This is a genomic window from Paenibacillus sp. CAU 1782 (assembly GCF_054551715.1).
Map to the genome: position 1 here is coordinate 1,704,195 of NZ_JBTOLL010000001.1, position 14,930 is coordinate 1,719,124.

Annotated in this window: 11 protein-coding genes; 4 read left to right on the forward strand and 7 right to left on the reverse strand. The window is 49.5% G+C overall.

The features are described 5' to 3' along the window. The first annotated feature begins 6 nt into the window (after positions 1-6). Positions 7-537 carry a hypothetical protein gene (locus ACX93W_RS08155; RefSeq protein WP_459391797.1) on the forward strand — a complete coding sequence of 177 codons (531 nt, stop codon included), beginning with the start codon at positions 7-9 and terminating at the stop codon, positions 535-537. 251 nt (positions 538-788) lie between these two features. Then, entirely contained in the window at positions 789-1,394 is a 606-nt protein-coding gene (locus ACX93W_RS08160; protein WP_459391798.1) for a SurA N-terminal domain-containing protein, read from the forward strand. 124 nt (positions 1,395-1,518) lie between these two features. On the opposite strand, the gene ACX93W_RS08165 is transcribed toward ACX93W_RS08160, so the two are convergent. From ACX93W_RS08165 to ACX93W_RS08190, 6 genes are all read right to left on the reverse strand, one after another. Then, on the reverse strand, positions 1,519-3,504 hold the full coding sequence (locus ACX93W_RS08165) for an AraC family transcriptional regulator (RefSeq protein WP_459391799.1): 1,986 nt from the start codon (positions 3,502-3,504) through the stop codon (positions 1,519-1,521). Then, positions 3,482-3,904, reverse strand: a complete 423-nt coding sequence (locus ACX93W_RS08170) for a cupin domain-containing protein (RefSeq protein ID WP_459391800.1) — start codon at positions 3,902-3,904, stop codon at positions 3,482-3,484. Before ACX93W_RS08170 ends, ACX93W_RS08165 begins: the two co-directional genes overlap by 23 nt. Before the next feature lie 321 nt (positions 3,905-4,225). Further along, positions 4,226-5,320: a glycoside hydrolase family 88/105 protein gene (locus ACX93W_RS08175; RefSeq protein ID WP_459391801.1), complete on the reverse strand. Its 1,095-nt coding sequence runs from the start codon at positions 5,318-5,320 to the stop codon at positions 4,226-4,228. A 24-nt stretch (positions 5,321-5,344) separates the two neighbouring features. Beyond that, positions 5,345-6,220 carry a carbohydrate ABC transporter permease gene (locus ACX93W_RS08180; RefSeq protein WP_459391802.1) on the reverse strand — a complete coding sequence of 292 codons (876 nt, stop codon included), beginning with the start codon at positions 6,218-6,220 and terminating at the stop codon, positions 5,345-5,347. A 25-nt stretch (positions 6,221-6,245) separates the two neighbouring features. Then, entirely contained in the window at positions 6,246-7,196 is a 951-nt protein-coding gene (locus tag ACX93W_RS08185; protein WP_459391803.1) for an ABC transporter permease, read from the reverse strand. Positions 7,197-7,331: 135 nt separating this feature from the next. After that, positions 7,332-8,894 carry an extracellular solute-binding protein gene (locus ACX93W_RS08190; RefSeq protein WP_459391804.1) on the reverse strand — a complete coding sequence of 521 codons (1,563 nt, stop codon included), beginning with the start codon at positions 8,892-8,894 and terminating at the stop codon, positions 7,332-7,334. 1,047 nt (positions 8,895-9,941) lie between these two features. Between ACX93W_RS08190 and ACX93W_RS08195 the strand changes: the two genes are divergently transcribed. Next, positions 9,942-10,427, forward strand: coding sequence for a hypothetical protein (locus ACX93W_RS08195; protein WP_459391805.1), 486 nt, complete (start codon positions 9,942-9,944; stop codon positions 10,425-10,427). Between the two features lie 240 nt (positions 10,428-10,667). Here ACX93W_RS08195 and ACX93W_RS08200 read toward each other — a convergent pair whose 3' ends face one another. Continuing rightward, positions 10,668-12,188 (reverse strand): extracellular solute-binding protein, encoded by a 1,521-nt coding sequence (locus ACX93W_RS08200; protein WP_459391806.1) that lies wholly within the window; start codon positions 12,186-12,188, stop codon positions 10,668-10,670. A gap of 165 nt (positions 12,189-12,353) precedes the next feature. On the opposite strand from ACX93W_RS08200, the gene ACX93W_RS08205 reads away from it, so the two are divergent. Continuing rightward, entirely contained in the window at positions 12,354-14,639 is a 2,286-nt protein-coding gene (locus ACX93W_RS08205) for a helix-turn-helix domain-containing protein (protein ID WP_459391807.1), read from the forward strand. Positions 14,640-14,930: the final 291 nt, after the last annotated feature.

A 14,930-nucleotide genomic window follows, 5' to 3' on the forward strand; every position in this document is an offset into this window, starting at 1 on the left:
ATGACAATGGGATTTCATACCGCCGTTTTGTTTATTTCGGGGTTTATCACCTTTTTAATGCCCAATCTCGAAAGCGGAAAAATACATGAATCAAACAGGTCATCGAAACTATCAATAGCCGTTATCAAAAGCGATGTTGCAATGGTGGCGAGGTATTATCGTAATGGCGTCGGCCGTCGATACGCTGGAAGCGGCATTTGCGACGCTTGTATTGGGACTGTCCGAAGGACAATACGGCCTGCTCGTCAGCGTTGCAGGCGCGGGCATTTTGACGGAGCCGTCTTTAATGCATCGATCGTCAAACGTTTCCGCCTGTCGACCCTGATCAGTATTGGCGCCATCGGAAATGTCGCTGGCTATATTATTTACGCCTTTTCAGGCTCCTTTGCAGCGGCGGGAATCGGATTTTTTGTTCTGGCCTTTTTCGTATCGTTTGCCAATACGGGCTTTGCTACCTTCTACCAAAATACCATTCCCGTAGAAGCAATGGGTAGAATTGGGGGCATCAACGGGTCATCATCGGCGGCGTATTTATGATGCTGGGGCTTAGCCTTGTGCTTTCTGCACTTATTATTAAGGCTGATGGCAAGGAGAAAACTTTCGCCTCTCCCCTTTAACCTCCTGACATAACTTCGCTTGAATATTGGGTATAAAGTAAAAAAATGCAACTTTTTCAGAATTGGTTTCGTATATTTAGAAAATGTGAATACACTATGAAGTCGCTGCAAATTGCGATAACGGAGGTCAGGTTACGTTATTGGGCCTAGCCCAACAGGGGGGAGATTGTTTTGAGAAAAAGCACAAAAACCAAATTATTATCCATAGCAATTGCCGTATTTCTGTTTTCCGTAGCTTTCACAGCGTATCATTTCAATACTGGCGCGGAGAACAATGCCAAATTATCGGATGATATTTTGGTAACCGGGGAAGGCATTCAAATTCCAACGGAGCGCTTTTACGCCTACAAAACAAACGCCGAAATAGCTGCCTCGATGAACCAACAGTTGAACGCTATGCAGAGCGACGAAGATATAATCAACCGGCTCATCGCAGTGGAGCTGACAGCAAACTTTGCTAGGAATGAAGGCTTATCGGTTTCCTCATCTGAAATTGACGTGATGGTTCAGGTTCAAAAAGATTTGTTATCGGAAGCCGAAACGGGTGATCCCATCAAAGCGTTAATGGAAAAAACCATTGCCGCAACCGGTTTAACCGAGGAGGATTTCTGGCGCAGCGGCGAAACAAGAAGCCGTTATGAAACAGCTATTTTGATTAGCAAATTGAACCAAAAATTGGCTGAGGATGCGATTGAGGACGATGCTTCCTTCGATATGGAGGCCTTTCAGCAGGAGCTGCTGGAAAAGCATAAAGACAAGCTGATTATCAACTATTAGACTGTCTGTACGGTTAAGCAATCATTCTCCTTAAGTACCCCCGGTACTCTTTTGAAATAGATGGACCACTATTAAACGGCTCCTTCCCGATTGGGCAAGGAGCCGTTTATTTAACAGATGGCCATTATTTATTATTTTCCAGCAACAAGGAAGTAAACGTGTCCAGCTGCTGCTCCAACGAATAAGGATCCTCCATCAGGAATTCATCATGATAAGCGTCGCCGTACATATATACCTTGTTGTTTTGAACGGCAGGAACCAGCTTCCATATCGGGCTTTCCATCGCCGCTTTGATCGCTTCCTTTTCTCCGTTGTACACAAAAATATGGTCCCCCAGATAAGAAGGCAGCACTTCCAGCGAAACGGATTCAAAGCCTTCCTTCATATCCAGAGCGCTTTGCGTGGGCTGCAGCTGCAAGGTTTCGTAAATCGTTGGCGCGCCGTAATTGCCGCCCTTGGCGCCAAACACATAAGTGACTTTTTCGCTGAACTGGATAACGGATACCGTTTCTCCTTCTTTGATAACGCCCTTTATTTTTTCCCGGGCGGCTTCGGCTTTTTTCTCGTATTCCGCGATCCACTCTTCCGCTATATCCCTTTTGCCGAATACATCGCTGATCCTTCTGAATTTGTCGAGCGGACCGGCTGTGGATTCTCCTTCCCAGTAGGGCAAAAATACGGTTGTTCCGATTTTTTCATATTGTTCAAGCTCTTTGTCTATCGATACCAGAATCAGGTCGGGATCCAGCGCGGTCAACTTCTCCAGATCCATGGGAACGCCGCCGAGATCCGCTATGCCAGACAACGCTTCCTCCGTGATTCCCGCTTTTTCGAACCAGCCTTCGTCCAGCATCATGCTTTTGACGCCAACCGGTTTAATGCCCAGCTTCAGCAAATGTCCCATATATTGATCCGATGCGACGCGCTGCGGATTGGCCGGCACCTCAACATCGCCGCGCGGCGTAGAGATAGTTCTGGCAGCCGATTCCTCTGCTGCGGAGCTTGCTTGTGACGACTCGGCCGCCGATGCCGCAGGGGACGGGCTTGACGACGGAGCTTCCGTTACGGAGCTGCCTCCTCCCGCACCGGAACAAGCGGTCAAAATCAAGCTCCAGGCTAACATCATAACAATGGCCAAGTTCTTATTTCTCTTTTGCATATACATTTCTCTCCCCTTAAGATGATGAAAATGATTTTCAATATCATTATATAGGGAGTGTTGTTCCATCAAAAGGGCATTTTCTGATATGGGCAAGGGCAATTTCTGATCAGCCTCGTTTCTTGCTCCATTGTTGCGAAAGGCCAGAGGCGAGCTGGCAGTATGTTTCCTGAAGCTGCGGCTAAAGGAGTGGGCGTCTGGAAACCCTACCTGCTCTGCGATTTCCTGAAGCGTCATCACACTGCTCAGCAGCAGGTGCCTGGCTGTTTGAATTCTGAGCTTATTCAAATACTGGATGGGGCTAAGACCCAGCTGGGTTTTGAACAGGCGGGAAAGATGGCCTTCGCTGCAATCCAGCAAGGAGGAAATGACGGTTAGCGACACCGGCTCGCGATAATGCTCATGTATGTAGCGAACCGCTTGACTAACCCTGTCCGGCGGCTCCGGCTCTACCTCCTGCAGCCGAAGCTGCCACAGCAGCTCGTGAATAAACTGCTGAAAGGTGGCTTTGGCCTGAAGCGAACCAAGCTCTGATGCGCTGTTCCATTGGGTATGCATGTCTTTAAGCCGTTCATAGAGCTTAACAGGATACCGCGGTCCAAATTCATAATGGGATTGAAACGGATTGTCAGCCTCCGCCAGTTCGGCGATTGCCGGTGGACAAGGCGGAGACAATACGGCTTTGTACAGCACCATGTACAGTTGAAGCTCCTCCATGGCATGTACCCTCAGCTTTGCCCCTTTTCCTCCGTGAAACAGCCGGTAATCGCCTGCCAAATAACGCTTCTCGTCCATGCTGAGCGTTGCCTGACCTTTAATCGTATACAGAAAGACGCTGCACGGAAACCGGTAATCCGGCAATCTTTCCCCGCGCTGCATCGTAATCATCCTGACATCCATTATTTTAATGAATGCATGGTTCCATACTTTAATTTGATTGTTTAGTCTCATTCCAACCCCCGGCTTCCTGAAGCAGCTCTCCCAGCAAGTCCAGCTGTCCTTCGATTGAAATTGGATCAAAATAGGAAATCTGTTCGTGGCTCAGCTCAAACACCCGTTTGCAAGCAACGGCAGTAAGGCTTCTCCAGATCTCTTTTCCCATAACCTGACGGATGCCTTCGCCTTCGTTAACGACAAAAATATAAGACGGAAGAAGAAAACAACCTCCCTTACGGAGACGATAATATTTTCCGTCCAATTGGCCGGTGCCGCTTCCGCTCATGACGGCAATCAGCGTATGGCGGGCCGGAAATTGCTGAATCTCTCCACTGCCAGGCTCGCAAGTGACCAATTGGATGTCCTTTAGGCTATAGAGCCAATGTTCAATCGGCAGTTTCAACATCTCGGCCAATGGGATGTTCCCCTTCCAATTTTTGCGGACACCCTTTTTCTCATGAACCCAACTTGCATTCTGCAACCCCCACATGATAACAATTCTCATTTGTAACTAAGTATACAGAATGAAAGGAGGGGCTAGCAATGGATATTCCGGATCAATTGTTGCGATTTTTGGCATGAATCCGTTATTTTGTCCAAGTTAAAATCAATAACCTTAATTGTTACTACATATTCATATAGAAAACCTCTGCCGCAGCTGCAAAAATGCAGCCAAAACAGAGGTTCCTTTGATCTTCAAACATGCTATGAAACTTTTTTCGTTCAGTGCAGGGCACTAGTGACCTAGCTTCTCTATCTCCATGCAGGCCAGCACAAAGGCGCCGACGCCGTGCAGGTCGTTGCTGCTTGTTGGACGGGTGACATAGTTTTCATAGTCTCCGGCGGAGGTGCCTATACAGATATCCGGCAGCTCGACACGCCCTCTCCCATCAACGACCAAGACGTCAACCAAGCCCTGATAGCCGCGCCTTGCAGCCGCAAGCTCTTCCTCTCCCGCCAGCCCCAAACGGCAAGCTTTCGCCAAGGTATAAACAAACAACGCAGTACAGGAGGTTTCAAGCCAGTTATCATGCAAGTGCCCCTTATCCACCACCTGATACCATAATCCGGTCGCTTCATCCTGGTATCGGACAAGCGCTTTGGCAAGAGAAGCCAGCTCCGCTTCCAGCTCGGCCTTTCCTTCTGAGCCATCCTCCAGCTCGTCGAGAAACTGGGCAATCGCCAGCCCGTACCAGCCGATCGAGCGTCCCCAAAATTCCGGCGACCGGCCTGTTTTTTTATTAGCCCAAGGCATGCGGCGGCTTTCGTCCCATGCGTGGTACAACAATCCCGTTTCGCTATCCTTCATCGCATGCCGCATGAGCGCTTCTTGATGCAGCGCAGTCGCTCGCAAGCCGTCGTCACCGTACGCATTTGCGTATTTTAGCGCAAACACCCCGCCCATGTACAAGCCGTCCAGCCACATATTGTAAGCATATTTGTCCTTATGCCAGTAACCGCCTTCGGAGGTTCGATTCAGCGTATGGAACAGAGACCGCAGCTTGTCCAAAGCGATCCTGTATTTCCGCTCGCCGTAACGCTCGTCAAGCCGGAACAGCAGCAGCCCCGGTTGGATCGCATCCAGCTCGTCGCGAGCAAATGCAAAGTTCCCATTTTCATCAATTAGCTTATCGACATATCTTTTGATATAAACATCGTACCGCTCATCGCGATTAACGAGCCATAACTGCTCCATCCCGCACAGGAAGACGCCCTGATGATAATGCCAACGGCCAGCAGGCGGCAATTCCTCGGGCAAATAACTCGCCATCAGCGAATTGCAAGCAGCGGCTGCCCACTCCATCGGTGTATAATTAGCCTTCTCCGTCATCTCCTACACTTCCTTTCTGTCTCATCAGCCCTTAATGGAGCCGATCAAAGCCCCTTTGGCAAAATGCTTCTGCAGAAACGGGTAAACAAGCAAAATCGGCATTGTAGCAACAACGATAACCGCCATTTTAATCGTCTGGTCCGGAGGCGGAACCGCCGTGTCGAGATCGGAGCTGTAATCCAATCCGCTCGCCAGGACAACAATTTGCCTCAGCAGCACCTGAATCGGCCATTTCGCGTTATCGTTCAAATAAAGGATCGCGCTTAAATAGGTGTTCCAATACGTCACCGCATAAAACAACGATATGGTCGCAATCGCAGGCATGGATAATGGAAGTACGATACGGAACAAGATGCCGAAGTCGTTGCACCCGTCAATTTTAGCAGATTCCTCCAGCCCTTCGGGAATATTTTGAAAGAAATTTTTGAGAATGATGAGATTAAAGGCGCTAATCGCCGATGGAATAATCAAGGCCGCATAGGAATCGATCAGCCCAAGCTCCTTTACGACCAGAAACGTCGGAATCAAACCGCCGCTGAACAGCATGGTGAACACAACCAGAAACATAATGACCCGGCGTCCATCCAAATCGCGGCGCGACAAGCCGTAAGCCATCAGACACGACATCAGCATACTGAATAAAGTACCCGCAATCGTTGTTCCTGCCGACACGCCCATAGCCCGGAATATCGTATCCGTCGAAAAAATAAACTTGTACGCGTCAAAGCTCCAAATAGTGGGAATCAATATAAACTTTTTTACCGCCATCTCGGCGCTTGTCGTAAAGGAACCCGCCACAACATGCAGAAACGGCAAAATCGTAATCAACGCAATGATGGTCAAGAGTGAAAAGTTAACAATGGAAAACAAACGACCGCCAAATGACTTATCCTCTACCATGATTTACCTCCTGAACGGCCGGGGCTTAATAAACGCCCTCTTCTCCCATTTTTTTCGCCAGCTTATTTGCCAGCATAACCAGGACCAAACCAACAAACGATTTGAAGAAACCAATCGCCGTGCTGTAACTGAACTGCCCTTGCCGGAGACCGGCGGTATACACGTACGTATCGATGATTTCCGCCACTTCGCGGTTCATCGAGTTGAGCAGCAGATACACATGCTCGAAACCAAGCTCCAGCACATCGCCAATTTTCAGAATAAGCAGGATGATAATGACGCTGCGAATCGCCGGAAGCGTAATATGCCAAACCTGGCGCAATCGTCCGGCACCGTCCATACGCGCCGCTTCATACAGCTGCGGATCAACGGAAGCGATGGCCGCCAGATAAATGATCGTACCCCATCCCGCTTCCCTCCAGATGACCTGAAGGATATAAGTGGGCCTGAACCATTCCGTGCTTAGCAGGAAATTGATTTTTTCAAAGCCGAAATAAACCAGAAGTTCATTAATGATGCCGCCGTCAGAGGTCAGCATCACAAAGCTGATGGATACGATAATGACCCACGACATAAAATGCGGCAAATAAACCAGCGTCTGAAACGTCCGTTTAAAAAAGGTAAGCCGAACCTCGTTCAACATTAATGCCAATATGATGGGAATCGGAAAATAAAACACCAGATTCATCCCGAACAGCAGCAGCGTATTGGTGAGAATGTTCAGGAAATCCGGCTCGGTGAACAATCGCTCGAAATGTTTGAACCCTACCCAGTCGCTGCCGGATATGCCTTTGAACGGGCGGTAGTCTTGCAGGGCAATGACCAAGCCGCCCATAGGGATGTATTTGAAAATAATAAAGTAAAAAATGCCGGGCAATACCATGAGGTACAAATATTTGTTGCGCCATAGCCGTTTTTTGAGTTCGCTGCTTCGGGGCCCGGGGACTTTCGCACTCCGAATGACGGTATCATCCATGCTGAATCTTCCTTTCTGCGGAAGGCTGCCCGGCCCCGTCCGTCCGGCTGGAACGGACGGAACCTGCTGCAGCGACTATATTTATCCTTGGGGTTAAAACCAATTACTTTTGGGAATGTCCGCTTGCTTGACGTGTTACTTGGTGTAGGCTGCGTTGAATTCCTCTATGATGGCGTCGCCGCCGCGCTTCTGCCAATCGCTCACCGCTTTGTCAAAGCCGGCTTTGTCGATGGAGCCGTAAATATATTTGTAGGTAGCGTCCTTGATCAGCTCCTGAAGCTCCGTACCCTTCTGGGTGAATGTTGCGGAATCAAGCGCCGAGGTTGGGTCGTGAACCGCGATTTTTTCATTTTCGATAATCAGCTGCTCGGCATGAATTCGGGATGGAAGATCATGATATCCCTCATACATTCCATTTGTTTCGGGCTCGCCGATTACGCTGTCCTTGTAGCCTTTAACCTCGCGTTCCGTAAGCTCTTGGTTGTCGGTTGCCTTCGCTTTGTTATCCTGAACAGTGTAATGCACGCCATCTTGTCCCCAATACATCATATTGGCTACCTCAGGGGTCATCATCTTATCGAAGAAGGCCAAAATGCTTTTAAGCTCGGCTTCGTCCTTCACTGCGGATTTCGGGAAAAGCGCTACATTGTTATAGCCCGGAATCGCCCATGAAGCAAAGTTTCCATCCGGACCAGCTACCATGCTGTGCACGTCGACGACCGCATCCGGCACGTTTTTGACCAGGTCCTTGACCAAGGAGTTGACGTCCTGCATGGAACCGATATAGACGCCCGCTTTTCCGCTGGTAAACAAGCTGACTTGATCCGTTTTGCTTGTTGCCGCAAAATCGACGTTCATCAGTTTGTTATCACGTACTTTTTTCATAAAATCCATTGTCTCGACATATTGCGGGAATAGGAATTCCGGCTGCAGCTTGCCGTCCAGCTCGCCCCAGTTGTTTGGCGTTCCAAACCAGGCGGATACCGTCTTGAAAGCGCCGTACACTAGATCATTGCGGTCCGAGAGACCGATCGTATCCTGCTGATTGTTGCCGTCTGGATCGCCGTTTGTGAATTTCTCCAGCATGGTGTAAAGCTCATCGACGTTGGCTGGAGCTTGCAATCCAAGATTATCGGCCCAGTCCTTCCGGTAGATCATCCCTTGACGAGCCAGCGGTCTGCCGATATACAGCGAATACAGCTTGCCGTCAACCTTGGTGTTGTTCAAAATCTCTTCCTTCAGCTTGCTCAGATTCGGGAATTCGCTAAGGAAAGGTCCGATTTCCCAGAACTGCCCTTCCCGGATTGCTTCCTTCATCTGAACAAAGGTTGCCTGGTTTTTCAGGTACGTTACCTGAGGCAAAGAGCCTGTCGCAAAGGACGTATTCAGCTTCTCTTCATAGGTGTCTGCAGGGAAAAATTGATACGTCAGTTTGGTGTTCGTAAGCTTTTCCACTTCGTTTTTGATCGTGTCAGGCGGCGTTTCCGCGATATTAAGCGGAAGCATGATCGTAATTTCTGTCGGTTTCTCCGGTTGATTCTCTCCTTGTTCGGCAGATGCTGACGGGGATGCCGTGTTTGTTCCTTCATTGCCCGTGCCGTTGTTGCCTTTGCCTGAATTCCCGCTTGAGCAAGCCGTCAGCACAAGAGTAAACGCAAGTACAATGCTGACCATCATGTAAAAGGATTTTGTCTTCATAAACCGTGACCCCTCCATTTAAACGTTGTGGTTGCTGCTCCATCAGGCTACCATCGGTTAATGAAGTTCCGAAACAATCATTTTGGCAAAAAAACGCTTTCTCCCCTCCTCGGGCGCAGCATCTGAGGTAATGATTATCTCAGCTTGCAGAGACACTCGCATGTTGGCAGCGGGATGGCAGTTGGATGGCGTTTGAGACGGAGAATAACGGGGGATGCAGAGTGATGACGACGGAAGGCGGAGAATAACGGGGGATGCAGAGTGATGACGACGGAAGGCGGAGAATAACGGAGGATGCAGAGTGATGACGACGGAAGGCGGGGGATGACGGCGAAAAGCAACTTCAGGTGGCTGGTGGGTAGGCAACGGGAGCACGGCGGGTAGGCGACGAGTTAAGAGACGCGGCTAACCTAGAGCGACAGCAGATTCATGCAGCAGCAGGATTCACTAGCTCACCGCCGCTCTAGGTTATCCAGACAACAACTGGCTTGCTTCTGACATTATCGGTTCCCGAGACATGACCAGAATCGTCTACCTGCCGAAACCTGCCTGGATTGGTCCAGCCCTTCAAAAACTGACCCATCCTGTCCAAATCTGTTGATAGCTTTCGGGACCAAATGTAAAGGACATAGATGTCCGTTACAACTCGAAAAACCCCCTTCTAGGCTTTTTGGCGGTCACCTGTGTCCGTTACAGACCAAAAAAGCCCATATTCGGCGTAAATACGAGGTCTAACGGAAATGGATGACCGTTACAAATTGAATTTGCTCCAAATTGGATTCTAACGGACACAAATGACCGTAACACCATACTACACAACCTGCTTTTTGTCACAACACAGCAAAAACCGACTAACCTGCTTGCACCCTATTAACCACCTGATTTTTCCGGCTCGACGCCTTGTAACTAAAACCTGCTCCCCCCTTGGACTATACCCACCACCCGCTTATTCCGGCACAATGCCTTGCAACCTTTATGCTTGCTTTGTCGTTAGTTTTGGTATTGGACAATTAGGAGGGATTTCCCATTAAAAATCGTGGATTGCTTTTGATCATTGGCATATTAACCGTTCTGCTCCTATCCGCTTGCGCCAAATCCGGGCCGGACCCAACAAAAGAGCTAGGCGAGGCTTACCGCGTAGCGCTGGAAGAGCTGATCGCAACAGATACGGCCCTTAATAGCAACATGATGTATATCTCGCTGGACCTTCCTCAAGAACTGGACCTATCGGAATCAGACAGGAAAAGCATTGCGGAACAACTTGGCAACAAGCATGAGGTAGAGGTTCTATCCCACAGCCATGAGGAATTAATTCAACAAGGCCTAGCCGAAGCCGATTCCTCCAATCTGAATGGGATTTTGCTGCGCGCGGAGAAACAAGAGCTGACAGAGGATAATTCGGACAATCCGTTACTTGTATTAGAGGCAACCAAATATCGGGGCAACCAAGGGGCTATAACCGCAAAAATAACTGTGGCATACAAGGACGGAGGCTGGACCGTTTCCAACATTATTCCGCTAAGAGAAAGCTGAGAAATGCGATATTGAACAACCACAATGAAGTAACTGGCTTTTAGCTTTTAAAGTCTGGCTTCTAGAAAAATCAAACCTCAAGCCATAAAAAAATGAATAAACTCCCCTGTACGGTCAACACTTCTCAAACCTACTACCGTAAGGGGGAGCGCTTCATTTCATTTTGTTCCACTTCACGTTTCCGTTATGGATGAGAGGGCGAGAGAACCTCTATGCTGTCATTATCCCATTAGCATCCGATTACTCTTGGCCAAAATAAGCTTCCGTATATTCCCTGCTCATGTCATCGCCGCCGCTGCGCTTCCAGCGGGCCACTTCTGCATCGAAGCCTTCGGGACTAAGCTGCCCCAAAATATATTTGTAAGTTGCATCCCGGATGATTTTGTATAACTCCGGACTTTTTTCGTCATACGTTTTGGAGTCCAGTCCAAGCGCAGGATCGTTCACAATGAATTTTTCATTATCCGCGCTAAGCCGCTCCGCCAATTCCAGCAAGTATTCCTGCTGCTCCACCTTCAGAACGTTGGGGTTGCTCAAATCCGCAATCATCAGCGCATAAAGCGCATTGACCTCGCTCACACGCAGCTGGGTCGTTTCCTCCGATAGCGAAACCAAGCCGTTTTGCTGCTTGTAATGGACGTCTTCAATGCCAAAACGAAGCAGATTGGCTACATCCTTATCCATTGTCCGGTCAAAAAACGCCAGATGCTGCAGCAGCTCCTCCTCTGTGCGAATCGCTTTTTTGGAAAACAGGTATAGCCCGTTGTAATTCGGAATCGACCAGACGCGGAAACCGTCCGGACCGGCAATCCGGTTTATCAGCGTAAACCGGGCGGCGGGATTTAGCTCCTTGGCTTCATCCTGAATGCGCTGCACGTCCGTCATGCTCCCGATATAAACACCTGCCGTTCCCCGGATGATCCGATAACGCTGAATCTCCTTGCTGGCTACGGCAAAATCCGCATTGATCAGTCCTTCGTCATATAGCCGTTTCATAAAATCCATCGTATCCCGGTACGCCTCGGTATCGAATTCGGGATAAATGCCGCTCTCCCCGATGCCCCAATTGTTTGGCGTGCCAAAATAAGAGCTCAACGTCTTAAATGCGCCGTAAATCAGATCATTTCGGTCCGTCAAGCCGACGGTGTCGTCGCGTCCGTTGCCGTCAGGATCCATCGTCGTAAATTGCCGAAGCGTTTCATACAGCTCCTCTAGCGTTGAAGGCTTGGGCAAGCCCAGATTATCCAGCCAGTCTTCGCGTATGATTATCCCCTGCCTCGAGGATGGCCGTTCCGTGTAAAGGCCGTATATTTTTCCGTCGACAGCAGCTTGGTTCAAAATTCGGTCGTCCAGATGCTTCAGATTCGGAAACCGCTCCAGATAAGGCCCGATTTCCCAAAAGGCTTCGCCGCGAATGCTATTTTTGACCATCATGTAATCGGTATGCTTAATAAACGTCACTTTTTTGAGAGAGCCGGTGGATAACGCGGTATACATTTTGTCGGTGTAGATCCCGTCCGGCACCCACGTAATATCCAGAGAAACGCCAGTAAGATTTTCCAGCTTGTCTATAACTTCGCTGCTGGGAGCATGGGGAAAATGCAACGGCGCCATGATAGAAACAACTGGAACTTGATGGGAGGATCGGGAACCCTCGCCGCTTGCTTCTGATGTACAGGCGGCAAGCATTACCGCCGACATCATAAGGGATACCAGCATAAACAATCCCCGCAAGCCTCCGTCGTACAGGTGTTTGACCATTCATAATCCCCCTTGTATATGGCGCTCAAAGCGATAATCCGATAAAATGATTATCCGGCGGCCAGATGATTGTTGATCAAAATGTATGCGTTTACTAAAATGATTATAGCGGAATGATACGGTTTTCGGAAAGGCGCGGTGATGATAATGAGGCGATTGAGTTTTTTGAGCAAGCTTACCATTTTTGGATTTTTGCTGGCGACGATTCCGGTGCTCTTTATTGGCGCTTACGCCTACTTTACCACAACTAGCGAAATCCATAAAAATGTAAGTGCAGGAAAAATGCAGTTGCTCATGCAAATCAACTCCAATGTAGAGCAGAAACTGACAACTGTCAACCATACCTTGAATCAGGTGATCCATTCCACCGTTATGAAAACCGCTTTAGGACAGCCGCTAATGCCATCTGATTTTGTAGTTTACGACAATCTGCGCAGCGAAATCCGCTACATGCAAACCTTTGAGACGAGACTTTCCGACGTCGTGCTGATAAATCAGCGGCATAACTGGCTGGTCAAAAATTCGGGTCTGTACGCTTTTGATCAATACGCCTACCGAAATGAGCTGGGCCGTCTTGCGGAGGACAAGGATGCAAGCGGCTGGATGCTAACTCCCGCCGAATGGTTTTACAGCGAAGAAGCTGCGGGAACAGCGGGCTGCGCCTATAATATCAGCCTGGTCAAAAAGCTGCCCGCCACAGGAACGGATCAATACGGCCTTGCGCTTGCCAACATTCCCGCCTGCAGTCTGCTGGAACTGATCGCGCAGGATGCGGAAGCCGGCTCCGGCATGATGATCATGGATGAGCAATACCGGATTTTGCTTCATTCCGATCAGTCGCTGATCGGCAAACCGGCCTCGGAAGCCGGCATTCATCCGTCCAGCCTGGACGGTGCGGAGGGGCAATTCACCTCCATGATCGACAAGGAGGATTATTCGATTTCATATTACCGTTCCGGATTGAACGGCTGGATTTATCTGTCAACCACATCGGTTGCCGGCATGACGAAACAAGCCGATTCTATCGGCAGCTACGCTCTTTACGTCTGCCTGATCCTGCTGCTTCTCTCCCTGCTATTTGCCTGGGCAGGTTCGCGGCGCATGTATTCCCCGATCCGAAGGCTGCTGCTTCAGTTGGGAGAGCGAGGCGGAGAACTGAACGCACCCCAAACCAACGAGTTCCAGGCCATTGCGGACCGCGTCTCTCATTTGTTTCAATCGCAAACGGCGCTGGAATCGGAGCTTCGCCAGCATGTGCCGCAGGTACGCGCCTTTTTTCTGATTCGCGCTTGCCAAGGCAGCATCAAACCTCATGAAATTGAAGAAAAACTGGAGCAATTCGGTTATGGCCCGCAGCTTGGCGAATGGCGGTCGATGGCGACCGTCGCTCTCCAGATCGACTACTCCGAGGATAGCAGGTATTCAAGGGAGGACCAAGAGCTGCTTCTGTTTGCCGTCCACAATATGCTGGAGGAGCTGATCCCGATCCATCTCCGCCTTCATCCCGTCATTATGGATCAAATGATCGTGGTCGTCATTGGCAGCGACGAGCAGGAGGATGAACCGTTCGGCACGATGACCTACGATTTGACCGAACGCATGCAGCAGCAAATCGACAGCTTCCTTGGCGTTGAGGTGAGCATCGGCATCAGCCTGCCGTTTTCGTCGATGTCGTTGCTGGCAGGCTCCTACCGCGAAGCCTGCGAGGCATTGAAACACCGCATCAAGCTTGGCGGCGGCATTATTATTTCGTATGCCAACATCAACGCGGGCAAACCTTATCTGAGCCCTGGTTATCCGCTCCATATTGAAAACGAGCTGCTGGATGCAATCCGTCTAGCCGACAAGGAAAAAGCCAAAGAGCTAGTGAGGACCTTTATGCAAGCGGTATTTGCCGCGGAACTGGCTCCGCATGAATATCAAATTCCGCTTGCGCGGCTGCTCAATAACCTGTTAATCGTTATGCAGGAATCCGGCATCAGCCAAACACAGCTGCATCCCTCAGGGGTGTCGCTGCTGGAGGAATTGCTGGACATCCGCACAGCGGCGGAAATCGAAGATTGGTTCTGGACAATGGCGGTTTATCCGCTGGTCCGGATATTCAAGGACCGTCAGACGGAGCAATACCACAATTTGTCCGAGCAAATCATCGATTTGATCCAGCGCTGCTACGATACCGATTTGACACTGGAAGAATGCGCCCAGCGACTGCATTACAACGCCAATTATTTAAGCAGCGTTTTCCGCAAGGAAACGGGCCATTCCTTTAGCGAGTATTTGACGATGTACCGCTTCCAGATGGCCCGCAAATGGCTGGAGACCAGTGAAATCCCGATCAAAGACATCGCAGCCAAGCTGTGCTACACCAACCCGCAAAATTTCATCCGCTCTTTCCGCAAGCAGGAAGGCATTACGCCTGGCCAATACCGCGAAAAAAGACGGACGGGGTAAGGTAAGATTTGTCGGGGGCTTACTGGCGGACTTGCTGAGGGTTACTAGGCCTTATTGAGGCCTGTTGTGATCCTGCTGTGGGCTTGCCAGGCTTTGTTGTGGCCTTCAAAAGTTGGGCCGCTACTACGTTTAGGCTTAGCGGCACGGTAACTTACCAACTAATTCCACATCAACTCATGCCATCATTAGCCTAACGGTCATCTTTGTCCTTTAGAGCCGTTTTTTTATAAAATCAAGCTTTTAACGGACATTTTTGTCCGTCAGAAGCAAAAAAAGACGTGTTTTCCACTT